This is a genomic window from Kerstersia similis (genome assembly GCF_965139615.1).
GTDB lineage: Bacteria > Pseudomonadota > Gammaproteobacteria > Burkholderiales > Burkholderiaceae_B > Kerstersia > Kerstersia similis.
In genome coordinates this window covers 1-25,201 of record NZ_CBCSIQ010000001.1, presented here as the reverse complement: position 1 = coordinate 25,201, position 25,201 = coordinate 1, and the positions used below count along the sequence as shown (strand labels likewise).

Here is a 25,201-nt window from a genome sequence, read left to right as displayed (position 1 = left end):
GGTCACCAGGCCCCACCGCAGCCATGCTCGCGGTGGGGCTTACATATGGGTTAACACTTCAGAAATGAGAAAGCGCCTCGTTGTTACACTTTTTCTTGTTGGACACGTACCCAGTAGCGAGACACGCGCCGTATCTGCAGCGACAAATCCCGCGCCAGGGCGTCCAGGATAAGATCGGTGTCGCGCAAGGGAAAAGCGCCTGTCACCGTCAGATGAGCGATATCGGGATCGCACTGGATGATGCCGCTGCGATAGCGCGCCAACTCTTCCAGGAAGCGATCGAGCCGCATCCGGCTGACCGCCAGCATGCCTTGCTGCCACGCCGCCGGATCCCCCTGGATGGGCTGAACCTGCTGCTGGACATTGAGCCCGAAATCCAGTTGCTGCCCGGCGGCCAGCTCCTGCGCCTGCGGCAAGGTGGGCCCGGTCACGCGCACGCGTTTTTCCAGTACGCTCAAACGCGTCGCGGCGCCATCATCCAGCAAACGGGCCATGAAACGCGTTCCCAGGGGCTGCATCACACCCGCAGTGGTATGTACGGACATGGCCTGCTTCAAGGCTGGGTTGGCGGCGGTTTGTACCAGTATCTCGCCGCGCTGCAACCATAAACTATGGCCAGCCTCATCCGCCGTGATATCCAGCGCGGTGTCGGTATTGAGCCAAACACTGGCTCCGTCCGCCAGAATGATTTCGCGGGTTTCCCCCTTGGCGGTGCGATAGGCCGCATTCCAGGCCGGCCACGATTGGGTTCCATGCCAGACTGCGCCGGCACCCAGTGCAAACGCGCCGCCCAGCATCAAGGTCTTGAGCGCGGCGCGGCGGCCATGCCCCACACCCGCCTGGTGCAAGACCCGCACGGCCGCGCGTGGCGCCAGACTGGAGGTATTGCCGCGCAAGCGTGCTCCCACCGAGACGACCCCCTGCCAGGCACGTTCATGATCCGGGTGTTCGGCCCGCCAGCGCCGACAGGCCGCTTCGGCCGCTCCGCTGGCATCGTCATTCACCCGCAACAGCCAGTCAATCGCCTGATCCAGCAGCTTTTCATTCATCGGCAGAACCGCCCCCGCCGCGTTTTCGGTACAGGCATCCAGTCCGGCAGCCTGCGGCGCCGTCCTGCGACCCATGCCCGATGCTCCGGCCTGCCGCCCGCTTCCGGTACCTGTTCGTAGGGTCATGCCGACTTATCCCAACATCGCGAAATAGCAGTGCTTGATCCCCTGCGCGACGGCTTTCTTGACGACATTCACGCTCAGGTTCAGCTCCTCGGCTATGGCCGTGCTGGTCAGGCCTTCCAGTTGGGACATCAGGAAAATCAGGCGCGTGCGCGCAGGCAGGCCATCCAGGACGGCACATGCCTGCTCCAGCGCCTGCACTGCCATCAATTGCTCTTCCGGCGAAGGCGACAGGGGCTCCGGCAGACTTTGCAGGGATTCCTGATACGCCTGCACAATCCGCTCGTGCCGGGCATGGTTGAGCAGGACATTGCGCGCGACCGTTGTCAGATAGGCGCGCGGGGCTTTCAGCACCTGGGCCAGATCGGCGCGCATGATGCGCTCAAACGTGTCATGCGCCAGATCCTGAGCCTGGGAAGCATCCGGCAAACGCCGACGCAGCAAGGCTACCAGCCAGACATGATTATCCCGGTATAGATTATGAAGATCGGAAGACGAGGACGGCGTGGCAGCCTGCCCAAGACTGGAGGCGGAAGAGGTCATGGAGATACCTGGCCGGCGGCGGCAAGCAAGCTCCCGCACCGAATTAATGTAAATCAATCTCAGTATTGGAGCATAACTGGCCTCTCAGCAAAAGAAAACAACTGCCGCCGGCCGCTGCATGCGCGCAACAACCCAGCCGGACGGCAGCGCCTTGCGCGCCTGCCGTCCGGCGATTGAAAGCCATCAACGGGCCGGTGCGCTGCCCATGTCCAGCCAGAGATCGAGCCTTGGGAAGTACAGCGCAGCCTTCGCAGCACTGCGGGTAAGCGCCGTCACCTGATCAAGGTAACGGTTCATCTGGGGCTGGTAGCGCCCTCGCATGCGGCGGGCAAAGGCAGCCTCATCCTCATCCGGCCAGGGCGTGCCGGTTTTGTAATCGACAATCAGCCAGGTGCCATCGTCCTCGAAGGCCAGATCCAGTATGGATACTTTGCCCGAGGCATCCAGCAGCGGCCACTCCCGGCGTGCCGCCGCACGCTGCAGCAGCCAGCGGCCGCGCCCGTTGCGCAAGGTCGCCAACAGGATTTCCAGGACTTCGGCCGCGTCTTGCGCTGCATGCATGGTGCGCGTCCCTGCCCGCGTCAACTGCCGCGCCATGATGCCCAGACTGCTGCGCAAGCGCGCTTCCGGCCATTCATTCAGGCCATCCTGGCCCAGGCGCGTCAACCAGCCGTGCACCAATGTACCGATGGCTGCCTGACGGCTCTCCGCTTCCCCCCACTGCACGCCCTCCCCTACCGGCGCAGGCTGGCCGCCAGACGTTTCCGCATCTTGCTCCCGGGTCGGCGCCGCTCCTGGCAAGGCCAGCAAATCTGCATGGGCAATGCGCTGCAGCATGGCGCCGTGCAGCCCTTGCGCCCCATCCTGCCCGGCGTCGGCTTCGGGCAAGCTCACCGGAACCGCTTTGTCGGCCTCATCCAGCAAAGGCCACAAACGTCCCAACAAGCTGCTGCCGGCGGGCTGACGCAACTGCCCGCTGTCATCCAGCATGACACTACCGACCAGATGCAGGCGCTGGCGCGCGCGCGTGGCGGCCACGTACAGCAGTCGATCCACTTCATAATCGCCGCGCACCTTTTCACGCCGGCCGATATAGCGCGACAAAGGATCCGGCTCGACCTGCGCGCGCGGCTTGGCCGGCCCGAACAGGACATTGCCCGCCACATGCTCGAAACTCAAGAGCGGCGTCGAAGCGGCCCGAGGCACCCGGTGCAGGCCATAAAGAATCACCGTATCGAACTGCAAGCCCTTGGATTTGTGCATGGTCATGATTTCCACGACCGGGCCACTTCCCGGCTCAGGCTGCCCTGAGGCGAACAAGCGCGCCAGGGCGGCATCCAGCGCCGCGACATCCAGTTCCCCATAAGGCGCCAGCTTTTCCAGCAACACAAACACACTCTCGGCATCCTCGGCCGCACTGCTGCCGGCATAAAGCCGGGCCCCCCCGAGCCGCTGCCAGATCGCCTCCACCCAGGCCGCCCAGGGGAGCGCACCGTTATCGTTGCCGCCATCAAGCAAAATGGCCGCGACTTGCAACAGGCGGTCGCGCTCCTGCGGCGGCAATGCCGCCACTGCCGCACCCAATGGCGTATCGGGTTGCGCCACCAGGCACTCCCTCAGAACTTGCGGCACCGGACGCTCGTGGCGGCTGCCGAACAATGCAGCCAGGGTATTCAATGTCAAACCGCACCAAGGCGCCCGCAATACCGCCAGCCAGGCCAGACGGTCTCCCGGATGCACCAGCGCTCGCACCAGCTGCACCAAGTCGGCTACCACATGCCGCTGCGCCAGCGGTACCAGTTCTACGGCCCGGCAACCGATGCCGGCGCGTGTCAGCGCCCGCACCAACTCGCCCAGGTGGGTTCTGGCGCGCACCAGCACAGCCACGGTCTGCGGTTTGCCCGCGCTGGCGTCCAGGGCTTCGCGCACCAGCCGTTCCGTCACCGCCAAAGCTGCGGTATCTGCTTGCGCCGCATGTTTACCCCAGGCGGCATGAAAACGTACCGCCCGGCCCGGCAAGGCAGGGTTGAACGCCACCGAGCGCGTATAGGCCACGGCGCCGAGTTCAGCCGTCTCTTCCTCACGAGAAGGCAACAAACTGCCAAAGCGCTGGTTCACCCATTCCACCACCCCTGCCTGGGAACGGAAATTGTCAGTCAGATTCAGGGATTCCAAGCGCAACTCCCCGATTCCGTTCTTCCGTACCTGCAGGAACAATCCCACTTCTGCCTTGCGAAAACGATAGATCGACTGCATCGGATCGCCCACCAGGAACAGCGTACGGCCATCGGCCTGCATCCAGCCGGACGTCAGCTTTTCCAGCAGCCGTACCTGCGACAGGCTGGTGTCCTGGAACTCATCAATCAGTAAATGCCGGATCGACGCATCCAGCTTCAGCAACAGCTCTCCGGGATCCTCCGCAGAGCCCAGGGCGGCTTCGGCACGCTGGGAGATTTCCGTGAAATCGACCTCTCCCTCCTGGGCGAAACGCACGCGCAATTGCGCCGCCGCCAAACGCAGTACGCGCCACTGTGCCTCCAGGATTTCCCACTGCGCATCGGAAAAACGGGCCGGCGGCAACTCACGCAGCGCAGCCAGGGCAGGCGCCCAGGCTGCATCCTGCGCCTGCGCTTCCAGCCAGCCCCCCAGAATGTCTTTCTGCACGCTCTTGGGCGGGCACCCGAGATTCTTATTGAGCCCCCTGGGCGAGCGCGGCCTGCCCTCGCTGGTCAGCAACAGATCCGCCAGCGCCACCCAGGCCTGCACATCGTCCACCGATCGCCCCAAGGGCGGCACCCAGTCGCGTAGCGGCGCCAGGCGGTGATCCGGGCTGATTTCGTCCAGGCTGGCAGCAGCCAGTCTGGCAGCGGGCGCCAGCACCTCTTCCCAACCAAGTGGCAAGCGCTTGGCGGCGGCTTCGATATCCGCATGGATAAAATGCGCCAGTGTCGCTTCCTGCCCTTCCCTATCCAGCCCATGACGCAGCAACGGCATCCACTGATCGCGCTGCGCCAACATGCTGGCGATGGCCTCCACGGCGGCGGCGACATCCACATCCATATGGGCCAGCAGGCGCCGCACAGACGTCTCGGAATCCGCCATGCGCAGTGTTTCCAGCGCCGCCGCTTCGTAATGGCTCCACGCATTTTCTGCGATGCCCGGCATCCCGCCCAGCTCGGAGAGCCAGGGCATGCTGCGTACCAGCCGCGCGCAGAAGGAGTCAATGGTCTGAATGGCCAGCCGCGCCGGATGCTTGAGCAATTGCCAATCTTTTTCCGCATCACGAGCCAGCGCCTGGCGGGCCAGACGCCAGCTGGCGCGCAGATGCGGCGCCTCGGGCTCGATAGCGCTGGCCGCATGGCGCAACTTCTCCAGCACTCGCGCATGCATTTCCGACGCCGCGCGGCGGGTAAAGGTAATGGCGACGATTTCCTCGGGACGTTCCACCGTTGCCAGCAACGCGAGGATACGATCCGTCAGCAACTCCGTTTTGCCTGAGCCGGCTGGCGCCTGCACCACAAAGGAGTGCGTGGGATCCAAAGCCTGACGGCGCTGGGGTGCATCCGCCGGTTCACGTACCGACGCCGGGTTCAGCGCAGGCGTCGTCATCGGCGGCGGGGCTGCCGGACGGCTGGTGTCATCGGAATGGTCAAAATCAAACCCCTGTTGCATCGTACTCATGCTTCCTCCTCCCGTTGCAGCCGGAGGAACGGCAACGCGTCGCAATACACCAGGTCCTGCGCCTGCAGGACGAAATTGGCGGCATAGCCGCGCCCGAACTCATCGGCCAGCGTGCCGATGGCCGCCTCCCAGCGCCGCAGCACTGTCGGCCAATCCTGCCCCTCAAAGGTTTTGCTTGCCTCGACCGGCGTCACACCCTTGATGCCCAGATCCTCCGCACCCAAGCCTTTGGCGCGGATGTGCCGGGCATGCACCTGCGCCAGCATCAGGCCGGCGATGCCCACTTCCGCCGTCCCCGCCTGCGCCGCCAGGATGGCCGCATAGAAAGGCAACTGCAGATTGACCGGCCGTTGGCGCGACCAGTCCGCTTCTGGAAAGGCCTCGCCCATGCCGGTCTTGTAGTCGATGATCAGCAAGCTGCCATCACCCAGCTGGTCGATACGATCCACCCGGGCATTGAGCGCCAGTCGGCCATGCTCCCACTGATAACGTTCCTCACGCTGGTAAATGGCAAAGGGCGGCCTGGCCGCTTCCGCATCGCACCAGTCAGCCAACAGGCCGCGAGCCCGTTCGCACTCCAGTTCACGCAGCGCCGGTTCATAGCTGCCCAAATGCGCCTCTGCCGCCTGCTGCACGATTTCGGCCAGCAGCGCCGTCAGGCGTCCCTCCGCCAGCGCGGCATGCAGGCTATCCTGATCCGGCAGCATATGGCCCAGCAATTCCAGCGCTTCATGCAGGAACTGGCCTCGCACATTCATGCCTGCCACCGGCTCATAGGCAGGCAGCTCCCGCCCGCCCAGCCTGTGCCGCACAAATGCCCAGAGCGGATTGCGCGCCTGGGTATCCAGCACATCCAGCCCGCCGGTCACTCTTTCGCCTTCGGCCAAGGGCGGCCCTTGGCTATCATCCAGCTCATCGAGTTGCAAGGCAGGCAGCCCCCCCCCTCCCGCCTGCGGTGTCGCCAAGGGCAAGGCGGCAATGAAAGGGGATGGCCGCAACTCCCGCTCGCCCTCCCGCTCGGCATGACTGAATATCACCTCGGGCGCGCCGCGCAACAAGGCCTCATAGATCTGCGCAGCCCAGGCACGCTCGCGGCTGGCTGTTGCCCGGGGCGCCCCAGCACGCCGCAGGGCGGTCGCAGGAATCAGCGGATTGGGTTTGGGAGAAGCCGGTAACACCTCATCGGTCAGCCCCATGACCCAGAGGCCATCCCAACGCCCCCCTTCGGCCTCCAGCAGTCCCAGGACATCCAGCCGCGCGCGGAAATCACGCTGCGGCTGGAACTGCATGCTGTCCGCCAAACGTTCCAGCAAGGCCACGGCCATACGGCCACCCAGGCGTCCGGCCACGGGGTCCAGGGCGGCAAAGCGTGCCAGCGCTTCGCCAAACGCTTCCAGTACCTGATAGCTCACGCTATCCAGGGCCTGCCGGCCCGGAAAGCCCAGTGCATCCAGCACACGCCTGATGGCCGCAGCCCAGACAGCCGCGCTGGCGCTGCCTTGTGGTTCGCGCCAGCGCTCGCAGGCCTGAGCCCAGCGGGCGGCAAATGCGGGGCTGCCTTCCTGCAAGGTCTTGTTCCAATAGGCCGGACTGATCACACTCCAGCCGCGTCGGCGCCACTGCGCATCCATGGCGGCAGGCGGCCAGCGCAGGCCATCCCAATCCACATGCCCGGCCAGCAAGGCGGCCCCCAGCACCGGCGCCGCACCACCGTTGTACTCATCCCAGCCTGCCACCGCGTTCAACCAGGCCAGGGCGGCACGCACGGCCGGCCATTGCGGCAAAGGCCGCGCCACGGAAATATTGAACCAGGCCGATTCAGGCAAAGCGGGATCCAGCGGCCGCAGGGCACGCGCCAACACGCGCCGGGCCAGCGGCGCATCCGCCTCCAGGCCCGAAGCCACGATGGCAAACCGCCCTTCCGGTTTGGCAGCCAGCTGTTGCGCAGCCCAGGCCGCCGCTTCGCGCCACTCAGCCGCATGATCTACCGCCATCACCCGCCTGGCCTGCCCGGCCTCCGCCTGGGCTTCGGTCAGCGCCAGGCACTCGGTGCCCGCTTCGCGCGCCAAGGTCAGGATCCGTTGCAGGCGCGGCGACTGCTCGGTAAATCCAGCCAAGACCAGCACACGTGGCCAGCGGATCGCTCCCTGCCGCATGGCTTCCAGCACCCGGACAATGGCTTGATTGGCATCCTCCGCATCCAGCGCCCGCAGCTTTTCCAGATAAGCGGCGCGCCACACGAGAAAACGGCGATATTCATCCGTTTCCTCCGGGCCCAGCACCTCGATCTGCCATTCATCGAGCAGCGCATCGGCATCACGAGCCAGCGCGGCGGCCTGGGCGGCATCCATCAACAGACGCTCTGCTTCCGCTTCGTGGATCACATCCATCCAGACCATGGCCGATGCGAAGGTATCCAGCCAGTGCGCCGGCAGCCAGGCATCCGGCACAAACGCCAGGCTCTCGGCCGCTTCGCGGTACCAGGAAGCCAGCGGCACAATATGGGGCAGCTCACTGACCTGCCGGGTACTGCGCAGCCCCTCGGCCAATGCCTGCGTCAAGCGGCGCGCCCAACGATTATTGACGGTCAGAACCAGCGTTCCGGCGGCCGGCAACTCGGCCAGGGCCGGGATGTCGATACTGGGCAGGATGTGAGGAAAATCGGACATGGCGTTTGGTTTCACAGCAGGCAAAGGCAAGCCGGGATCATAGCGCGCCAGCCTGAGGCCAGCACCCCGCGCCAGGCCCGCATACGCCCACCACCCGCATGCCTCACGTGCAAAGATACGTGTTTAGCAGTTACAATAATGGATTACCGTGCCGTTCCGTCTCCATAGTTCAACGGATAGAACAAGAACCTCCTAAGTTCTAGATACAGGTTCGATTCCTGTTGGAGACGCCAAGCGCAGGCACAAGCCTTGGATTCCATCCGCGCCTCGGCCCCGGCGTTTTGAGCCATATTGGCTTGGAACACATATCGTCCCAGACAAAGCAAAAGCGCCCGCTGCCAGCCAGCGGGCGCTTTTTTCTTGGTCTTACCCGGCCTGGCGCCTGGCGCACAGTTCCTGAGACGTTTCCGCCGTACCAGACGGGATGGGCCAACTTTCCCGGCCACCCGACGGCCGCAGGAAACAGTCTTGGGCAAACGCTGAACCCTGCTTAATCCTGCACCGGGGCGCTGATCGCCGTTTCTGTGGAAATCGTGATGCGCTCCGTGGAAACAGATACAGGTGCGGCTACAGGCGCAGGTGCGGGTGTGTTTGCAGAAACCGCTGCAGGTGTAGCAACAGATGCAGGCACAGGTTCGCTGGCAACGCCTACTGCCTGGGCGGCGGCCACCTCGACCAGCTGGCCTTGCATGGGTTGACCGTCCTTGTGATGGCTGCGGTCAAACGTAAAGATGCGGCCAAATACCACCTGTACCCATTCGGGATAGTTGTATGCCGTGCCCCGGTTATGGTCGATGATCGCTCCGATTCCGCCACCAAAGAGGATATTGCCGAACATCCCCGCGCCTGCCCGGGAAATGGCAACGCCGCTTGCCTCATCGCTGCGCTGGGCGGAGCGGCAGCTGATATTCAGGTCTTCCCCTGATTTGTTCACCATTGCATGCTTGCCCGAGTCTATCTCGTACACCCCTTTGTCGTTGGTCAGCTCACATTTGGCGTCCGCGACCACTGCCCCCTGTTCATCCAGGGCATCCACGCGCACCAGTTGCGTTTTCTCAGCCGTGATGGAAGCGCATGCCTGTAATAAAACAATAGGAATCAAAATCAGAACTTTTTTCATTTTTAGTTAGAAAATCTGGAGGTTTGCGAATAATACACAGTTTGTTACCAGACCTCTACGGAGACCCTTCCGTCTATCTGCGCAACGCGCCCCTTTTTTTCTGACGATGCTTTCATTACACCGTATTACCCCCATACGCCAAGGCGGCAGCCTACGCCGCTGAAACCGCTACCATGTCGGTTATCCATTTCGCTGCCTGCCTTATGGCACCGGCCTGGATCAAGGCCGATATACGCAGCGGACATTTCCGGATTTTCCAAAGGAACTGCCATGAACCTTTCCGTACTGGGCCGTTATGCCGTTTTCCTGGCCTGTATTGCCTATACCGTGATTTCGCTGCCGCTATTGCTGGCCGCCGGTCATTTTTCCTGGGCCTGGCTGCCAACGCTGATCACGTTGGCACTCTGTATTCTGGGCATTTACGATTTACGGCAGACTGCCCACGCCGTGCGGCGCAATTATCCGGTTTCCGGCAATGTCCGTTATCTGGTGGAAAGCTTCCGCACGGAAATCCGCCAATATCTGATCGAAGGGGATAACGAAGCCCTGCCGTTCTCACGCGCGCAGCGCGCATTGGTCTATTCGCGCGCCAAGCAGCAAAGCGCTGACAAAGCCTTCGGTTCCCTGCTGGATGTGTACCAGGCCAGCTATGAATTCATGGCGCATTCGATCCGGCCTGCGCCACTGGCCGACCCTGCCAGTTTCCGTGTCGATGTCGGCGGCCCGGCCTGTCGCCAGCCCTACTCCATTTCCGTTTTCAATATTTCCGCCATGAGTTTCGGCGCACTGAGCGCCAACGCCATCCGCGCGCTGAATCGTGGCGCACGCCTGGGCAATTTCATTCATGACACTGGCGAAGGCGCCATCAGTCCGTATCACCGCGAATATGGCGGCGATCTGACCTGGGAACTGGGCAGCGGCTATTTCGGCTGTAGGAACGCGGAGGGGCGCTTCGACCCTGCCCTCTTCGCCAGCAACGCCGCCGATCCCCAGGTCAAGATGATTGAAATCAAGCTGAGCCAAGGCGCCAAGCCCGGCCATGGGGGCATTCTGCCCAAGGAAAAAATCACACCGGAAATCGCCGCGACCCGTGGGGTACCGATGGACCGTGATTGCGTATCGCCATCGAGCCACAGCGCGTTCAGTACACCGCTGGAATTGCTGCAGTTCATCGAACAGCTGCGAGAACTGTCCGGTGGCAAGCCCGTCGGCTTCAAGCTCTGTATCGGGCATCCCTGGGAATTCATGGCCATTGCCAAGGCCATGCATGAAACTGGCATCCTGCCCGACTTCATCGTCGTGGATGGCAAGGAAGGCGGCACGGGCGCAGCTCCCCTGGAATTCATCGACCATATGGGGCTGCCACTGCGTGAAGGCCTGCTGTTCGTTCACAACACCCTGGTCGGCCTGAACCTGCGGCAGTCCATACGAATTGGCGCCAGCGGCAAGATCATCAGCGCCTTCGATATTGCCAGTGTCATTGCCATGGGCGCGGATTGGGCCAACTCGGCACGCGGCTTCATGTTCGCCATCGGCTGTATTCAGTCGCAATCCTGCCATACCAACCGCTGCCCCACCGGCGTCGCCACCCAGGATCCGCAACGGCAGCAAGCGCTGGTGGTACCGGACAAGGCCGAACGCGTCTTTCACTACCACCAGAACACGCTCAAGGCCCTGGCCGAGCTATTGGCTGCCGCCGGCCTGTCGCACCCTTCGGAAGTGCAGGCCCGCCATCTGGCCAGGCGCATGACGGGGACGGAAATCCGTCTTTATTCCCAGTTGCACCATTTTCTCAAGCCGGGAGAACTGCTTTCCGGCCAGATCGGCAGCGAGTTCTATGACCGCATGTGGCACATGGCCCGGCCTGACAGTTTCGAACCGGTTCAGGTGTAAGCTCACGCCGGCAGTCAGATCACGCCGGCAATTGGCATGGTCAGATTGTGCCTGGTCATGATTGCGGATGGCGGCGCACGGCCGTGCGCCACCGCCGCCCCAGCCACGCCAGCCCGACGCCCGCCAGGCCCAGGCAAAAGCCATAGACATGGGCAATGCTGATGATTTTGCCGCCTATCATCTTCTCTTCCGAGGCAGCAGGCGCCACCAGCCATTGCCACAGCATCCAGGCAAAGATGCAGGCCAGCGCCAGCCAGGCGCTGCGGTCGCCACGCAAACCTTGCGGCAACAGACATAACACAAACATGCCATACAGCACCCCGGACAAGCCGACATAGTCCGGCACCTGCGGCGACAACCACCATAGCCCCAGCCCCACTGCGAGGGCCAGACAAGCCAGCCGGCGCCACAGGCCACGATCGAACCGTTCGGGTGCCAGCAGGCAGCACAACAGAACCCCTGCGCCATTGAGCAAGGCATGATTCCAGCCCAGATGCACAAAATGAGCACTGCCCAGCCGCCAAAGCTCTCCTGCCGCAATGGCGCCACGCTCGAAGCGCAATCCGGCACGGACAGTTTCTCCCCCCCATTGCAACAACAACAGCAATACAACCAACCCGGCCGCCCTGCACCACGCGGCCCTTGTGCCTTTCTCCATACCCCAACCTTTATGTCGCCTGCTCCGGTGCCCGTCATCGGCCCCCTGCCGAACTGAGCGGCGGCGCACCCAGACAGAAATGATAAAGCAAAGGATTCCGCCTGCCCGTTTTCCGTCACCGGCTTGCGAAAGAGGCGTGGCCGCAGCCCCTGGCCGGCCACCCTGCCGGCCATCCCCTGTCAGGAGCAGAAGATGGGATAGCATCTATGACTCGATGACCTCCCACGCTTTCTGGCCGTCCGTTTTTCTGCCCCCCATGACTTCCCGAACCCTGCCCACCACAGCCGACCTTGCCCGCCCGTCCGTCACGGAACCGCTACCCGCCAGTCCGCCCGGCACCGCGCCCTGGCTACTGTTTCGCGCTGCCACGCCCTTGGGCCAAGCGCTGCTGGTTACCGACGGTGAAGGCCGGTTGCGGGCACTGGACTGGCACGATCATGAACCGCGCATGCGCACATTGCTGGCCCGCCAATATCGCCATGCCTCGCCGGAACTCCAGGAAACCCGCCAGGCGCCTGCGGCGCACGCCGCCTTGCTCCGCTATTTCAGCGGCGAGTTGCATGTCCTGGACACCCTGCCTGTCGCCCTAGCCGGCACAGACTTCCAACGTCTGGTCTGGCGGACCCTGCGTGATATTCCACCTGGCCAGACGCTCAGTTACGCTGAACTGGCGCGGCGCATCGGGCGTCCTGCGGCCATCCGTGCAGTCGGACTGGCCAATGGCGCCAATCCCATCAGCCTGGCGTTGCCCTGCCACCGCGTCATCGGCAGCAATGCCGCCTTGACCGGCTATGGCGGCGGACTGCATCGCAAACAATGGCTACTGGAACATGAGCATGCCCTGCCGCTACGCCCCGCCTACCCGCTTAACGGTACGCTGCCGGGCTTCTGAGGCCGGCGCCTGAACCCCCGGCACGCCAGACCAGCCCCCCCCACCGCGGCAGCCGGGCGCGCCCTGACCGGACAGTCACCCGCGCTGCTCCGGGCAAGCAGGCAATAAAAAACCGGCAGTCCTTAAAGGACTGCCGGCTGTGGCAACTCACGGGGCACGGAAACACCGCGCGGGCCCAGGCCCCTGGCATGAGCAGCAAGCGCCGCCCGGAACCTCGATGGCCCCAGGCTGCCGCCCACTATTAAGCCAGTTGATAATGCGACGTCAGCAGATCGCCGAAGCGGTCGTAGGCGGCATTGGCGCCGGCGACCACACGATCTTGCTCTTCCTGGCTCAGGCCGCTTTCATTCAAGGCATTGACGAAGCTCTTCCAGGCCTTTGCGCGGCCTTCCGGATAAGCGGCCAGGTTGCGAGCACCGTGCTCAGCCGTCAGGCCCAGCTTTTCACCCGCTTCCTTGAACAGGAAAGCAGCGCCCAGCGTGGAGCCTTCAGACACATACAGCCAGCCCAGCGCTTCCGGCGACACCACGTTGGCGGTGGCAATGGCGATATCGGCCGGGGCGTCCGCGCCGATATCCTTCAAGTCCTGCAGCGCAGCTTCCTGGCGGCCACGGATGTCCAGATCCGGCACCAGTTGCTTCAGGCGTTCGTCGCTGAACAAAAACTCGACATCACGCTGGAAAAGGTATTGTGCTTGAACAAACTTTGCATAACTTTGGACATCAGCAAAGGGATTGGCGCGCGCCATCAGGCCGTGCATGCGTTGGTGCTGTGCACCAGTCTCGGTTTGCAGGCGCTTGGACAGCGTGACTTCGGTCGAGACGGCTTCCTGGGTTACTGCGGACATGTCTGGCTCCTTGCGGGGAAAGATGACTGGATACTGCTCGCCAGCCCTGGCCCGGACGGGGTCGCTGCCGCGCCGCGCCGATACCTGACTGGTACGCTTCCAGTGTATCGAAGCCGCCAGAAATGCAATCTCAAGAATGTTCTATCAAACTCAACGGCTCAGGGCTGCGCCGATGCACCCGCTGCTGCCGCTTCCGGCGCAACCTTGACGAAGCCCTGAATCAGCGGGCGAGGGTCTGCCGCCATGCGTACGGCTTCGACCGCACCGTCCTGATCGACCGAAACCTCGTCGCGCCCCACCGCCGCCAGCGTCACGCCCGGCGCCAGCGCTTCGCCGACACGATAGGCGCGGGGCGTCGCGCCATCCACGCTCAGCACCGCTGCGCCACGGTCATTGCCGGTGGCGATAATGCCGGCCACCGTCACCCGCACACGCTGATTGCCACCACCGAACCAGCGCGCCACCGGCTGCACATCCGTACCGGCAACCGTTTCAAACGTAATGGAAGGCGGAATGGCCCGAGGCGCCGGCGCCAACAGCAAGGCCACCCAGACACCCAACCCGACGGCCAGGGCAAGCGCCGCAACCAGGCGCATCATGCTGGCCGGATTCAGATGAATCTGAGGAAATCGCAATGCAGGAAGACGAAAATTCACAAATGCACCGTGACAGTGACAAAAATTCAGGGCCGCAACCGGCGGACGGCAAAGAGAGATAGTAGGTCAGGACGTCTGCCGCCTGTCTGGCAGGTGCCGCATAAATGACAAGGGCTGTCATCCCAACGCAACAGAACGGGGGTTATCGTACGGAATTGTCCCGATCACGCACAATCATCGCTTTCTATATGATGTGCGGGTTCAATCCTCTCCTATCGGGGATCGACAAAGTATAAACTAATGCTATTCTCATTTATTTGACAGTTTGTTGACGTCACCATGATATCCACCGTCTCCCGGGCTTTCCGCCCTGTTTCGCGCCAGCGCTCCTTCCGCCGCGCCGGCCGGCAATCCGGTTTCTCCCTGATCGAAATCATGGTGGTGGTTGTCATCATGGGCATTCTTGCCGCCCTGGTCGTGCCCAACCTGCTGGATCGCCCTGACCAGGCACGCATCGTCGCCGCGCGCCAGGATATCGGCGGCATCATGCAGGCGCTCAAGCTCTATCGCCTGGACAACGGCCGCTATCCTACCCAGGCCCAGGGCCTGCAGGCGCTGGTGCAGCGTCCCGATGCCGCGCCGCTGCCCAACAACTGGCGCTCCTACATGGATCGCCTCCCCAATGATCCCTGGGGCGCTCCCTATCAGTACCTGAATCCCGGCGTACATGGCGAGATCGACGTATTCTCGTTCGGCGCCGACAGCCAGGCCGGCGGCGAAGGCAACGATGCCGATATCGGTTCCTGGCAATAGGGCCTGGACTGGCCGCTCCGGCAGACAACACGGTTTTTCCCTGCTGGAACTGCTGGTCGTGCTGGCGATCATCGGTATTGTGACCGCCACGGCAGGACTGAGCGCATTTCCTTCTTCCCGGGATCGCGCCTTGCAACAAGACGCCCATCGCCTCGCGCAGCTGCTGCCCGTCGTGCAGTCGGAAGCCCGCAGCGGCGGGCGTCCCATTGTTTGGGAAGTCGATGCCCAAGGCTATCGTTTCGCCCGTCGGCCCCATACCCTGGCGCTTCCCGTCGGAATGAGCGCATTGGCGCCCGTGGAATCCGAATATTTCGAAAACGACGATCTGCTGCGCCCGCGCCGCTGGGACAGCGAAACGCCTGTGAGTGTCAGAATTTCGCCGAATTCCGCCAACGTTTTCAACGTGGAGTGGATGCCCGACCCCATGGTCATCGAACTCGATAATGGCCAGCAACGCCTACGCATCGAACGCGATGCCACCGGGCGTTATGAGGTCGTGCAGCCATGATCCATCGCTTCCGTTCCCGCCACAAGGGCTTCACGCTGATTGAAGTTCTGGTCGCGCTTGCCATTGCCGGCGTGGCGCTGGCGGCCTGCGTCCGCGCACTGGGCCTGAGCGCCAGCGGCACGCAAGCCATGCGCGAACGCAGCCTGGCATTGCTCTCGGCCGAGAACCGCATGGCCGAACTGCGCCTGCTCAATGCCTTCCCCGGCCCCGGCAGGCAAACGGAAAACTGCCCGCAAGGGCCGCTGCAACTGAGCTGCGAGCAGGAAGTACGGAACTCCAACAACACCAATTTCCGCCAGGTCACCATCCGTGTGCGCAATGCCGATGGCGTCGTCCTTGCCGATTTGCGCGGCCTGTTGTCCTCGCTGAGATAAGCCATGTACAGCCGGCAACGCGGATTCACCCTGATCGAAGTGCTGGTCGCACTGATGCTCATCGCGCTGGTCAGCCTGATTTCCTGGCGCGCCCTCGACAGCGTGGAACGCACCAGCGAACGGCTGGAACAGGTCTCCGACGATATTCTGGCCCTGATGCGTGTGTTCGGCCAGCTCGACCGAGATCTCCGCCTTCATGCGGACAATGCCATATTGCCCGAATTCCTCCCTGCCGGCCAAACAGCCAAAGTCCAAGCGCTGCCTGCCGGTATTCAATATGTCAAAACCGACGGCGGCGTGCCCTATCTCCAGATCGTGCGCGCCGCGCCGGCCGACAACGGCACCTGGCAGCAGGTACGCTGGTGGCTGGAAGGCAACAAGCTGATGCGTGCCATCGCACCGGCGGGCAAGCAGCTGCCCTTGCCGGAACCCCCGCAAACCGGCACGGTCGTCCTAGAGGGTATCAATCTGTTCGAAGTGCGCGCCTGGCTGCCCGGGCGCGGCTGGACAGCCCTGCCCGCGCCCGACGGCTCGCCCCAGGCGACAGGCATGGAAATCACCCTGGATCGCGCGGCAGGTACCGATGCCGGGCGTTACCGCAAAGTGGTTCTGCTGCCATGATGCGCCGTTTTCTCCCCAACTGGCGCCAGCGCGGCATGGCCGTCATCAGCGCGTTGATCGTCGTGGCGGCGGCTGCCATTGCCGCTACGGCGATTCTCGAACGCCAGGCCTATCTGGCGCGTACCCTGGCCAGCGAACGGGATCGCGCCCAGGCCGATTGGCTGCTGCGCGGCGGGCTGGATTGGTCGCGCGTCATTCTGCGCTGGGACGCCCGGCGCAATGCCATCACCCGTCCGGACTCCGCCTGGGCACGCCCCATTACCGGACTGGAAATTTCCGAACCTGATGATCCGCGCACGGCCTTGTTCTCCGGCCGCGCTGAAGACGAACAGGGCAAATACAATCTGAATAACCTGGCTGCGCAGGGTGTCATCAAGCCTGATGAACGGATGGTTCTGGAACGGCTGCTGAGCTACCTGCGCGTACCTACCCACGTTGCCAACAGCATCGCCCAACGCGTTGCCGACAGCCAGCCTGCGGAAAACAAACCCGCCAGTGCTCCGGGCCTGCGTACGGTCAATGATTTGCGCGGCATCGACAATATGGATGCGGCCATGGTCGATCTGCTGCGCCCTTACCTGACCGTGTTGCCCGCCAGCACCGCCGTCAATGCCAACACCGCGACCCCTGAAGTGCTGAGCGCCGTGATCGCGGGCCTGTCTCTGGCGGATGCCAGGGCGCTGGTCGTGCAGCGTGACCGTGGCCAATGGTTCAACAATAGCGGCGACTTCGTCAACCGCCTGCCCAATCGCGAACTGGAAGTGGGCAACCGCATTACCGCCAACAGCAACTGGTTCCGCGTAGCCGGAGAGGTTTCACTGGACAATGCCGTCGTCGGCATGGAAGCGCTGCTCAATCGCGCGGACCGCAACTCGCCGACGGTCGTCTGGATCAAGGAAATGAATTGAAGAATCACCTACGCCTGGCGCTGCCGCCCCTGGCCAGCCTGAGACCGGAAAGCCTCATCGCTTTCGCGCTGCTGGATCGCAATGCCACTGTGCTCCGCTCGGGTGAACTGCAGCTGTCCCAGCTGGCCAGCGCTGTCCCGGCCGCCGGCGTCCAGGCCATCCTGCATCCCGATGATGCAGTCATCGTTACCCTGAACGTGCCGGCCCTGTCCGGCAATCGCCTGGATCTCGCCGTGCAGTCGCTGGTGGAATCCATGGCGCTGTCAGATACCGACGCGCTCTGCATCATCCACGGGCCACGCCAGGAAAACGGTAGCGCCATCGTGGCCTGGACTGACCGGGAACCCCTGCTGCGTGCCTGGCGCACCCTGGCTGAAGCCGGCCTGAACATCCAGCAGATCACGCCCCTGCCGCTGGCCCTGCCGGCCCAGGACCCCGATCGCAACCGTCAGCTCACGCTGCCGGCGGATTCGCGCTGGAGCCAGCCGCTGCCGAAGTGGTCATTCGCGCGCCCAGAATGGCGCCCGGCGGCCGACCAGCGCCGCTGGCGCGCGCCCTTGGCCTGGACGGCCGTCGCCGCGGCCGTCTGGATCATCGGGCTCAATGTCTATGCCGCCCAGCGCAGCGCAGAAGCCCGGGCGCTGACAGTCAATACGGAACAAAGCGTCAGGCGCGCCTTCCCGGAACTGTCCGTCATCATCGACCCGCTGCGCCAGGCGGAGAACGCCCGCGATACGCTGCGCCTGGCGCGCGGCACCTCCGGCAATGACGATTTCATTCCCCTGGCCCTGGCCGCTGCCCGCACCTTGAACGGTGCCGAAGGCCGTGTCGCCCGCCTGGTCTATGACAAAGGCGAATTGCAGCTGGGTTTCAACGAGGGTTTCACTGCGCCGCCGGAAGCCAGCCTGGCCCAGGCTGCCGCTGCCCAAGGCCTGGATATCCGCAAGGACGAAACCCTGGAAAACACCTGGATCATCCGCCGCGCCAACGAGCGCAGCCGGGGAGGACAGCAATGAGCACGCCTAGCACTCCGCCGGCCGTACCGGCCTGGAGACAAAACCTGGAACAAACGGGCGAACGCCTGCGCGCCTGGTGGTCGCAACGCGAGCCACGCGAACGCAAGCTGCTGCAGATTGGCGGCACTGCGGTCGCGCTAGCCCTGATATGGATCATCGGCATCAAGCCCGCGCTCTCCACCATCGAACAAACGGCTCAACGGCTGCCGCAACTCCAGGCAACCGCGCTCAAGGTCGATGCCGTCATACGCGAAGCCCAGGCGCTGCGCCGCGGCCAAAGCGGATCCATTCCCGCCGCCGAACTGACGCCGGCATTGCAATCCAGCCTGCAGCGGGCCGGCTTGTCGGAGTTGGCAACGCTGCGCGAAGCGGAAGCCGGTTTTGATGGCGCCCGCCAATGGGAAGTGATGGTGGACAATGCCAGCGCAGGGCGCGTTATTGAATGGCTGGCGGATGTGCCAGCCCTGCTCCATGTCCAGGTACGCAGCCTGGACCTGTCCCGCACCCGTATCGACGGCCGGGACCGCCCCGGCTCCGTTTCCGGCAAGATCATCCTGGCCGCCCCGCAGGAGAATGCCTGATGCGCCGCAAACTGATTCTGAAAGTCATCGGTTTCTTTCTGGTTGCCCTGGCAGCCGCCCTGGCCGTCATGCCCGCCCGATGGGCCATGGTCTTGCTGCCTGCCTCCCTGCCGCTGGCCATCGTGGATGCCAGCGGCTCCATCTGGTCAGGTAGCGCCACCATCGCCATCGGTCCGGAAGGCCGCCGGCGCACCCTGCCGGATCCCCTGAGCTGGACGCTGAACTGGCGCCAAGGGCCGGTTGCAGACCTTCGCCACCCCTGGCTGGGCGGCCCCGTCACGCTGGCTCCCGGCTGGCGCGGCCTGGCCATCAATGCCCAGTCGCTGCGCCTGCCGGCCTCTACACTGACAGCCTTCCACGCGGCGCTGGATACCATCGGGCCGGGGGGTGAGCTCCAGCTGAACTGGCCCGCCACCCTGCTGGGCGCCGCCCTGCCGCCAGGCACCCGTTTGCTGGACATTCAATGGCGCAATGCCTCGTCCGATCTCACGCCAGTGAAACCATTCGGCAGCTATGATCTGACCGTTACCCAGGATACCGACAACCGTGTCAAGCTCACTCTGGCCACCCGCCAGGGGCCGCTGCGTCTGCAGGGCGACGGCACGGTCACCCGCAAGGGGCTGGCCTTCCAAGGCACGGCCGAAGTCGAAGCCAGCGCCAGCCCCGATGTTCATGGCGCCCTCAATGAACTGCTCGCCGCGCTCGGGCCGCGAACTGGCAACCAGACCCGCCTGAACTTCCGCTGAGCCGCCCCCAGAACCGAAACGAAATTGCCATCATGACCGCCAAGCGCCACGCTCCGACCTTTTCTTTCCCGCTGGTTCCCAGCACCCTGCTGACCCTGATTCTGGCCGGCTGCGCCACCGTGCCGCCTTCGACATCGCCAGATGCCTCCGAATTGCTGGTACGCACCAGCGGCGGTATCCAGCGTCCGGTCGATGACAGCCGCTTCCGCAACGACCCGCCCCCCGCCCCGCCACCNGCCCAGGCAACCCGCAGCAAGCCCAGCACGGCAGCCACGACGGCACCACGCGCCGTGCCCAGCCACGGCACCAGCGCAGACAATCAGGTCATGCTGAATTTTGTCGATGCCGACCTGCAAGGCGTCGTGCGGGCACTGGCCCGCTTCACCGGCAAGAATTTCATTGTTGACCCGCGCGTCAAAGGCCAGCTCACCCTGGTTTCCGAAGCGCCCGTGTCTCCGGGAACGGCCTACTCGATGCTGCTGGGCGCACTGCGCATGCAGGGCTTTGCCGTGGTGGAAGTCGATGGCGTCAGCCGCGTCGTACCGGAAGCCGATGCCAAACTGCAAGGCAGCCCGGTCAGTTCGGCCGATCAGGCTGGCGCAGCGGGCAGCGGCCTGATGACCCGCGTATTCTCCCTGCGCTATGAGAACGCCGCCAATCTCGTGCCGGTACTGCGCCCCATGATCGCGCCGAACAATCCGATCAATGCCTATCCCGGCAACAACACCCTGGTCATCACCGACTACGCCGACAATCTGGATCGTATCGCGCAAGTCATTGCCGGAATAGATACGCCGCATTCGATCAATACCGATGTCGTTCCGATCCGTTACGCCATTGCCGCAGATATTGCCGGGCTGGCCTCGCAACTGCTGGAAGGCCAGGGCGGCTCGGGCGACGCGACGCAGCGGATTTCCGTGGTTGCCGACCCCCGCACCAACAGCGTGCTGATCCGCGCGGGCAGCCCGGCTCGCCTGGACCTGGCGAAGGAACTGATCCAACGCATCGACAGCCCCACCACCAAACCCGGCAACCTGCACGTGGTGTATCTGCGCAATGCGCAGGCCACCAAACTGGCCGAGGTTCTGCGTGGCGCGCTGACCGGCCAGGGCGGCAGCAGCACTGGCAGCGACGGTCTGTCGAACACTTCGGGCATGTCGAACAGCTCGAACTCGTCGAGTTCCAGCAGCTCGCGCTCGTCGAACAATGCGCTCGGCCTGGGCAGCAGCACCAATACCGGTAGCAGCAGCAGCGGCAGCAGCTCAAGCAACCAGCAATCTGTCGCCTTTTCCGCTGGCGGCGCAACGATTCAAGCCGACCCTTCCACCAACACCCTGATTATTTCGGCGCCGGACCCGCTCTACCGCAGCCTGCGGGAAGTCATCGACCAACTCGACCAGCGCCGCGCACAAGTGCTGGTAGAAAGCCTGATCGTCGAGGTCAACGCAGACAACTCTGCAGAATTCGGTATTCAGTGGATGGTCGGCGGCGATAACATCAACAGCGGCAACACCACCTTCGTCGGCGGCTCCAATCTGGGCGGCTCGGGCATCACGGGCAAAGGCCCCACCACCATCGACGCTCTGGGCAAGGGCCTGAGCCTGGGCGTGGTAAAGGGCACCGTTGATATCCTGGGCAACGAAGTGCTGAACCTGGGCGTTCTTGCACGTGCGATGGAAGGCACAGGCCAGGCCAACGTCCTCTCCACGCCCAACCTGCTGACCCTGGACAACGAAGAAGCCAGCATCATGGTCGGCAGCACCGTGCCATTCGTGACGGGCCAGTACACGACATCCGGCGACGGCTCCAGCAACCCCTTCCAGACCATCGAGCGTGAAGACGTCGGCCTGACGCTGCGCATCCGCCCGCAGATATCCGAAGGCGGCACCGTCAAGCTTGCCCTGTACCAGGAAGTCAGCAATATCGACGAGAACGCCTCGGCCAGCACCAGCGGCATCGTGACGCGCAAGCGCTCGCTGGAAACCAATGTGCTGATCGACGATGGCCAGATCATCGTGCTGGGCGGCCTGCTGGAAGACCAGGTCTCCAATTCGACGGTTTCCGTGCCGATTCTCGGCTCCATCCCCTTCATCGGCAACCTGTTCCGCTACGACAAACGCACCCGCACCAAAACCAACCTGATGGTTTTCCTGCGGCCGCATATCGTGCGTGATGCGCGCGACAGCGCCAGCCTGACGCTGGACCGATACAACTTCATGCGCGCCGCCCAGAATGGCATGCCGCTGGAGTCTCGCTGGCTCACACCAGATGCTTCCCGCCCGCTGCTGCCTGCGCTGGAGCGCAACGATGAAGGGCTGCTGGATCTGCGTGATGAAACCGCCTCTTCCGCCACCTCTTCCACTGCCCCCGCAGGCGCTGTGGAAACCCGGGCCATCCTCGACAATACGGACGCCGGACAATGAATGTGCGCCTGCCCTATGCCTGGGCTCGCGCCCAGCGTGCGCTGATCCAGGCCAGCCCGAGCGGGCTGGCGCTGGTGCTCAGCCCGGATACGCCTGCCTGGGCCCGCGCCGAACTCAAGCGTCGCTATGGTGAACTGCCCTGCCGTGAGGTCAGCGATGCCGAGCTCGACACCCTGCTGGCAGCCGCCTACGCCCAGACTGATGACGCCGCGGCCGTGGTCGATGCAGCTGCCAGCGAAATCGACCTGGATCGTCTGCTGCAAGATATTCCCGAAGTAGAAGACCTGCTCGAAGCCCATGACGATGCCCCTGTCATCCGCATGATCAATGCGCTGTTCACGCAAGCCGCGCGCGATGGCGCCAGCGATATCCACATCGAGCCATTTGAAACGCACTCCATCGTGCGCTACCGCGTTGATGGCACGCTGCGCGATGTCGTCAGCCCGCGCCGCGCCCTGCACAGCGCCTTGGTTTCCCGCATCAAGATCATGGCCAGCCTGGATATCGCGGAAAAACGCCTGCCCCAGGATGGCCGTATCGCCTTGCGTGTCGGCGGCCGCCCTATAGATGTGCGGGTCTCCACGCTGCCCACCGGCCATGGCGAACGCGCCGTGCTGCGCCTGCTAGACAAGGAAGCCGGCCGGCTGCAGCTAGAAAAGCTGGGGATGGCCCCAGATGTGCTGCGTCAGCTGGATCGGCAGATTCGCCAGCCGCACGGCATCGTGCTGGTGACCGGGCCGACCGGCAGCGGTAAAACCACCACGCTTTATTCCGCCCTGGGCCGGCTGGATGCCAGCACCACCAATATCCTGACAGTTGAAGACCCGATCGAGTACGACCTGCCCGGTATCGGCCAGACCCAGGTGAACCCGCGTATCGACCTGACTTTCGCTTCGGCGCTACGCGCCATTCTGCGTCAGGATCCGGATGTCATCATGATCGGTGAAATCCGTGACCTGGAAACGGCGCAGATTGCCGTCCAGGCCTCCCTGACCGGCCACTTGGTGCTGGCAACGCTGCATACCAATGATGCCATTTCAGCGGTTGCCCGCCTGATCGACATGGGGGTCGAACCTTTCCTGCTGGCCAGCACCTTGCAGGGCGTCCTGGCCCAGCGCCTGGTACGGCGCCTGTGCCAGCATTGCTGCCAAAAGCATGAGAATGGCACGGCCAGCTGGACCCCCGGGGGCTGCCCGGCCTGCAGCCATACCGGTTACAGTGGCCGCACCGGGATCCACGAACTGTTCACCGTCACCGACGAAATCCGCGCCCTGGTGCACAACAACGCCGATGAGCTGGCGCTGCGCAGCGCCGCTCAGGCTGCTGGCATGCGCACCCTGCGCCAGGACGGCGACCGCTGGATCGAACAGGGCATCACCTCCGTGGAAGAAATCACACGAGTCACCAGAGATGCCTGAGCCATCCCTGCGCGCCGCCCTCCCGGCCACGCGCAGGCAGCCCGCTGAACCCCTCCAATCTCCTGCCCAGCCATGCCTTCCTACCAGTACGAAGCCGCCGATACCGCTGGCCGCATTGAACGCGGCCTGATAGACGCCGACAGCGAGCGCGGCGCCCGCCAGGCATTGCGCGCGCGCGGCCTGGTTGCACTGAAAGTCCGCGCCACGGGCGCTTCGCGCCAGGGCAGTCCGCGCAGCAGCCTGGGCCCGCGCATCAGCGACTCGGATCTGGGCTGGCTGACCCGCCAGCTCTCCAGCCTGCTGGCGGCCCGCCTGCCGCTGGAAGCCGCGCTGACCGCTACGCTGGAGCAAGCCGAGCGCCGCCATGTCGCGCACACCCTGGCCGCCGTACGTGCCGATGTACGCGCCGGCCATCGCCTGGGAGAAGCCCTGGCCGCCCACCCGCGCGACTTTCCCGACATTTACCGGGCGCTGGTCGATGCCGGCGAACAATCCGGCGACCTGGCGCAGGTCATGGAAAAGCTGGCAGATTACATCGAATCCCGCGGCGCGTTGCGCAGCAAAATCCTCACGGCCTTCATCTACCCCATCATCGTAACGATCGTCTCCATCGGCATCGTCATTTTCCTGTTGAGCTATGTGGTGCCACAAGTCGTGGGCGCATTTTCACAAGCCAAGCAGAAGCTGCCCGCGCTGACGGAAATGATGCTGAGCGCCAGCGGCTTCATCCGTGAATGGGGCGGCATCACTGCGCTGGTCCTGGCTGCCCTGTTCATTCTCTGGCGCTTCAGCCTGCGGCGCCCGGCGGCCAAGCTGGCCTGGCACAGCAAGGTGCTGCGCCTGCCGGTTTTTGGCCGCTATGCCATGGGCGTGGATATTGCCCGTTTTTCAGCCACCCTGGCCATCCTGACCAGCAGCAATGTGCCCTTGCTGGCCGCATTGGAAGCCGCGCGAAAAACGCTGCGCAACGAACGCCTGCGCAGCGCAATCAACGATGCCACGGTACGGGTACGCGAGGGCGCGCAGCTATCGGCTGCGCTGCAGGCACAGAAGATTTTCCCGCCGCTGCTGGTGCATCTGGTTGGCAGTGGCGAGCGCACCGGCGAATTGCCCGCCATGCTGGATCGCGCCGCCAAAACACTCTCCAGTGAACTGGAACGGCGCGCCATGACGCTGACTGCGCTGCTGGAACCCTTGATGATTCTGATCATGGGCGGCATCGTTCTGGTGATTGTGCTGGCCGTCATGATGCCCATCATCGAGATCAATCAATTGGTACAGTAAGCACCGGCTCAGACCGCCACTCAGCCAGCCCAGTCCCGGGACCGGAAGGCACCCCCACCTTTCCGGTCCCTGTCTTTCCCGGCCCTCCTGGCCATGCCGGCAATGACCGGGCTGCCCGCCAAGAGGCCAGCCCGGCGCTGCGTTCAGGCCAGTTTTGCAGCAGCAACATCCAGCCGGGCCGCCGTTTTTGCCTGGACTTCCTCGACCGTGACGCCAGGCGCCAGTTCCAGCAGGCGCAGGCCGTCAGGCGTGACTTCCAGCACGCACAGATCTGTGATGATCAGGTCCACCACCCCTACGCCCGTCAAGGGCAGCGTGCAGGCCGGCAGCAGCTTGAGGTCTTCGCCGCCATCCTTGCGCCGCGCCACATGCTCCATCAGCACCACCACGCGCCCCACACCGGCCACCAGATCCATGGCCCCACCCATGCCCTTGACC

General features: G+C 63.9%; 22 protein-coding genes and 1 tRNA gene. 14 read left to right on the top strand and 9 right to left on the bottom strand.

Annotated features, from left to right (window positions below; all coding sequences use genetic code 11):
- Window positions 1–83: 83 nt before the first annotated feature.
- The 4 genes from ACNA1V_RS00115 to ACNA1V_RS00100 form a co-directional block, all read right to left on the bottom strand.
- Window positions 84–1,124: a FecR domain-containing protein gene (locus ACNA1V_RS00115; RefSeq protein WP_415831536.1), complete on the bottom strand. Its 1,041-nt coding sequence runs from the start codon at window positions 1,122–1,124 to the stop codon at window positions 84–86.
- A 57-nt stretch (window positions 1,125–1,181) separates the two neighbouring features.
- Window positions 1,182–1,715, bottom strand: coding sequence for a sigma-70 family RNA polymerase sigma factor (locus ACNA1V_RS00110; RefSeq protein ID WP_415831535.1), 534 nt, complete (start codon window positions 1,713–1,715; stop codon window positions 1,182–1,184).
- 183 nt (window positions 1,716–1,898) lie between these two features.
- Window positions 1,899–5,324: a UvrD-helicase domain-containing protein gene (locus ACNA1V_RS00105; RefSeq protein WP_415831758.1), complete on the bottom strand. Its 3,426-nt coding sequence runs from the start codon at window positions 5,322–5,324 to the stop codon at window positions 1,899–1,901.
- 68 nt (window positions 5,325–5,392) lie between these two features.
- Window positions 5,393–8,065 carry a PD-(D/E)XK nuclease family protein gene (locus ACNA1V_RS00100; RefSeq protein WP_415831534.1) on the bottom strand — a complete coding sequence of 891 codons (2,673 nt, stop codon included), beginning with the start codon at window positions 8,063–8,065 and terminating at the stop codon, window positions 5,393–5,395.
- 158 nt (window positions 8,066–8,223) lie between these two features.
- Between ACNA1V_RS00100 and ACNA1V_RS00095 the strand changes: the two genes are divergently transcribed.
- Window positions 8,224–8,298: transfer RNA gene (locus ACNA1V_RS00095), tRNA-Arg, on the top strand.
- Between the two features lie 257 nt (window positions 8,299–8,555).
- On the opposite strand, the gene ACNA1V_RS00090 is transcribed toward ACNA1V_RS00095, so the two are convergent.
- Window positions 8,556–9,185 carry a hypothetical protein gene (locus ACNA1V_RS00090; protein ID WP_415831533.1) on the bottom strand — a complete coding sequence of 210 codons (630 nt, stop codon included), beginning with the start codon at window positions 9,183–9,185 and terminating at the stop codon, window positions 8,556–8,558.
- 270 nt (window positions 9,186–9,455) lie between these two features.
- Between ACNA1V_RS00090 and ACNA1V_RS00085 the strand changes: the two genes are divergently transcribed.
- Window positions 9,456–11,078, top strand: coding sequence for an FMN-binding glutamate synthase family protein (locus tag ACNA1V_RS00085; protein ID WP_415831532.1), 1,623 nt, complete (start codon window positions 9,456–9,458; stop codon window positions 11,076–11,078).
- A gap of 55 nt (window positions 11,079–11,133) precedes the next feature.
- Here ACNA1V_RS00085 and rrtA read toward each other — a convergent pair whose 3' ends face one another.
- Entirely contained in the window at window positions 11,134–11,694 is a 561-nt protein-coding gene (rrtA, locus tag ACNA1V_RS00080; protein WP_415831531.1) for a rhombosortase, read from the bottom strand.
- 298 nt (window positions 11,695–11,992) lie between these two features.
- Here rrtA and ACNA1V_RS00075 point away from each other — a divergent pair, with 298 nt between their 5' ends.
- Complete coding sequence (locus tag ACNA1V_RS00075) at window positions 11,993–12,628, top strand: methylated-DNA--[protein]-cysteine S-methyltransferase (RefSeq protein ID WP_415831530.1); 636 nt, start codon at window positions 11,993–11,995, stop codon at window positions 12,626–12,628.
- Between the two features lie 241 nt (window positions 12,629–12,869).
- Here the strand turns inward: ACNA1V_RS00075 and ACNA1V_RS00070 are convergent, their stop codons facing one another.
- Window positions 12,870–13,475, bottom strand: coding sequence for a biliverdin-producing heme oxygenase (locus tag ACNA1V_RS00070; RefSeq protein WP_415831529.1), 606 nt, complete (start codon window positions 13,473–13,475; stop codon window positions 12,870–12,872).
- Window positions 13,476–13,633: 158 nt separating this feature from the next.
- On the bottom strand, window positions 13,634–14,074 hold the full coding sequence (locus ACNA1V_RS00065) for a type II secretion system protein N (RefSeq protein ID WP_415831528.1): 441 nt from the start codon (window positions 14,072–14,074) through the stop codon (window positions 13,634–13,636).
- Between the two features lie 336 nt (window positions 14,075–14,410).
- Between ACNA1V_RS00065 and gspG the strand changes: the two genes are divergently transcribed.
- The 11 genes from gspG to gspF all read left to right on the top strand — a co-directional run bounded on the left by gspG (window position 14,411) and on the right by gspF (window position 24,763).
- On the top strand, window positions 14,411–14,884 hold the full coding sequence (gene gspG / locus ACNA1V_RS00060) for a type II secretion system major pseudopilin GspG (protein WP_415831527.1): 474 nt from the start codon (window positions 14,411–14,413) through the stop codon (window positions 14,882–14,884).
- On the top strand, window positions 14,859–15,392 hold the full coding sequence (locus ACNA1V_RS00055) for a prepilin-type N-terminal cleavage/methylation domain-containing protein (protein WP_415831526.1): 534 nt from the start codon (window positions 14,859–14,861) through the stop codon (window positions 15,390–15,392). Before gspG ends, ACNA1V_RS00055 begins: the two co-directional genes overlap by 26 nt.
- Window positions 15,389–15,766, top strand: a complete 378-nt coding sequence (gene gspI, locus ACNA1V_RS00050; RefSeq protein ID WP_415831525.1) for a type II secretion system minor pseudopilin GspI — start codon at window positions 15,389–15,391, stop codon at window positions 15,764–15,766. Before ACNA1V_RS00055 ends, gspI begins: the two co-directional genes overlap by 4 nt.
- Before the next feature lie 3 nt (window positions 15,767–15,769).
- Window positions 15,770–16,387 carry a prepilin-type N-terminal cleavage/methylation domain-containing protein gene (locus tag ACNA1V_RS00045; RefSeq protein WP_415831524.1) on the top strand — a complete coding sequence of 206 codons (618 nt, stop codon included), beginning with the start codon at window positions 15,770–15,772 and terminating at the stop codon, window positions 16,385–16,387.
- Complete coding sequence (gspK, locus tag ACNA1V_RS00040) at window positions 16,384–17,295, top strand: type II secretion system minor pseudopilin GspK (protein ID WP_415831523.1); 912 nt, start codon at window positions 16,384–16,386, stop codon at window positions 17,293–17,295. Before ACNA1V_RS00045 ends, gspK begins: the two co-directional genes overlap by 4 nt.
- Window positions 17,292–18,311: a type II secretion system protein GspL gene (gspL, locus tag ACNA1V_RS00035; protein ID WP_415831522.1), complete on the top strand. Its 1,020-nt coding sequence runs from the start codon at window positions 17,292–17,294 to the stop codon at window positions 18,309–18,311. Before gspK ends, gspL begins: the two co-directional genes overlap by 4 nt.
- Entirely contained in the window at window positions 18,308–18,892 is a 585-nt protein-coding gene (gene gspM, locus ACNA1V_RS00030) for a type II secretion system protein GspM (protein WP_415831521.1), read from the top strand. Before gspL ends, gspM begins: the two co-directional genes overlap by 4 nt.
- Window positions 18,892–19,638: a type II secretion system protein N gene (gene gspN, locus ACNA1V_RS00025; RefSeq protein ID WP_415831520.1), complete on the top strand. Its 747-nt coding sequence runs from the start codon at window positions 18,892–18,894 to the stop codon at window positions 19,636–19,638. Before gspM ends, gspN begins: the two co-directional genes overlap by 1 nt.
- A gap of 236 nt (window positions 19,639–19,874) precedes the next feature.
- The coding region (gspD, locus tag ACNA1V_RS00020) for a type II secretion system secretin GspD (RefSeq protein ID WP_415831519.1) at window positions 19,875–22,061 on the top strand (2,187 nt) is incomplete at its 5' end.
- Window positions 22,058–23,479 carry a type II secretion system ATPase GspE gene (gene gspE, locus ACNA1V_RS00015; protein WP_415831518.1) on the top strand — a complete coding sequence of 474 codons (1,422 nt, stop codon included), beginning with the start codon at window positions 22,058–22,060 and terminating at the stop codon, window positions 23,477–23,479. The genes gspD and gspE, both read left to right, overlap by 4 nt.
- Window positions 23,480–23,551: 72 nt before the next feature.
- Window positions 23,552–24,763 carry a type II secretion system inner membrane protein GspF gene (gene gspF / locus ACNA1V_RS00010; RefSeq protein WP_415831517.1) on the top strand — a complete coding sequence of 404 codons (1,212 nt, stop codon included), beginning with the start codon at window positions 23,552–23,554 and terminating at the stop codon, window positions 24,761–24,763.
- Between the two features lie 143 nt (window positions 24,764–24,906).
- On the opposite strand, the gene ACNA1V_RS00005 is transcribed toward gspF, so the two are convergent.
- Window positions 24,907–25,201, bottom strand: a 295-nt coding sequence (locus tag ACNA1V_RS00005) for a CoA-transferase (protein WP_415831516.1), incomplete at its 5' end; no start/stop codon positions are given.

What these genes read in the sequence shown, in the direction of transcription:
- ACNA1V_RS00115 (WP_415831536.1), bottom strand. Translation starts at nt 1,124, where the DNA reads ATGGGTCGCAGGACGGCGCCGCAGGCTGCCGGACTGGATGCCTGTACC.
- ACNA1V_RS00110 (WP_415831535.1), bottom strand. Translation starts at nt 1,715, where the DNA reads ATGACCTCTTCCGCCTCCAGTCTTGGGCAGGCTGCCACGCCGTCCTCG.
- ACNA1V_RS00105 (WP_415831758.1), bottom strand. Translation starts at nt 5,324, where the DNA reads ATGACGACGCCTGCGCTGAACCCGGCGTCGGTACGTGAACCGGCGGAT.
- ACNA1V_RS00100 (WP_415831534.1), bottom strand. Translation starts at nt 8,065, where the DNA reads ATGTCCGATTTTCCTCACATCCTGCCCAGTATCGACATCCCGGCCCTG.
- ACNA1V_RS00090 (WP_415831533.1), bottom strand. Translation starts at nt 9,185, where the DNA reads ATGAAAAAAGTTCTGATTTTGATTCCTATTGTTTTATTACAGGCATGC.
- ACNA1V_RS00085 (WP_415831532.1), top strand. Translation starts at nt 9,456, where the DNA reads ATGAACCTTTCCGTACTGGGCCGTTATGCCGTTTTCCTGGCCTGTATT.
- ACNA1V_RS00075 (WP_415831530.1), top strand. Translation starts at nt 11,993, where the DNA reads ATGACTTCCCGAACCCTGCCCACCACAGCCGACCTTGCCCGCCCGTCC.
- ACNA1V_RS00070 (WP_415831529.1), bottom strand. Translation starts at nt 13,475, where the DNA reads ATGTCCGCAGTAACCCAGGAAGCCGTCTCGACCGAAGTCACGCTGTCC.
- ACNA1V_RS00065 (WP_415831528.1), bottom strand. Translation starts at nt 14,074, where the DNA reads ATGATGCGCCTGGTTGCGGCGCTTGCCCTGGCCGTCGGGTTGGGTGTC.
- gspG (WP_415831527.1), top strand. Translation starts at nt 14,411, where the DNA reads ATGATATCCACCGTCTCCCGGGCTTTCCGCCCTGTTTCGCGCCAGCGC.
- ACNA1V_RS00055 (WP_415831526.1), top strand. Translation starts at nt 14,859, where the DNA reads ATGCCGATATCGGTTCCTGGCAATAGGGCCTGGACTGGCCGCTCCGGC.
- gspI (WP_415831525.1), top strand. Translation starts at nt 15,389, where the DNA reads ATGATCCATCGCTTCCGTTCCCGCCACAAGGGCTTCACGCTGATTGAA.
- ACNA1V_RS00045 (WP_415831524.1), top strand. Translation starts at nt 15,770, where the DNA reads ATGTACAGCCGGCAACGCGGATTCACCCTGATCGAAGTGCTGGTCGCA.
- gspK (WP_415831523.1), top strand. Translation starts at nt 16,384, where the DNA reads ATGATGCGCCGTTTTCTCCCCAACTGGCGCCAGCGCGGCATGGCCGTC.
- gspM (WP_415831521.1), top strand. Translation starts at nt 18,308, where the DNA reads ATGAGCACGCCTAGCACTCCGCCGGCCGTACCGGCCTGGAGACAAAAC.
- gspN (WP_415831520.1), top strand. Translation starts at nt 18,892, where the DNA reads ATGCGCCGCAAACTGATTCTGAAAGTCATCGGTTTCTTTCTGGTTGCC.
- gspE (WP_415831518.1), top strand. Translation starts at nt 22,058, where the DNA reads ATGAATGTGCGCCTGCCCTATGCCTGGGCTCGCGCCCAGCGTGCGCTG.
- gspF (WP_415831517.1), top strand. Translation starts at nt 23,552, where the DNA reads ATGCCTTCCTACCAGTACGAAGCCGCCGATACCGCTGGCCGCATTGAA.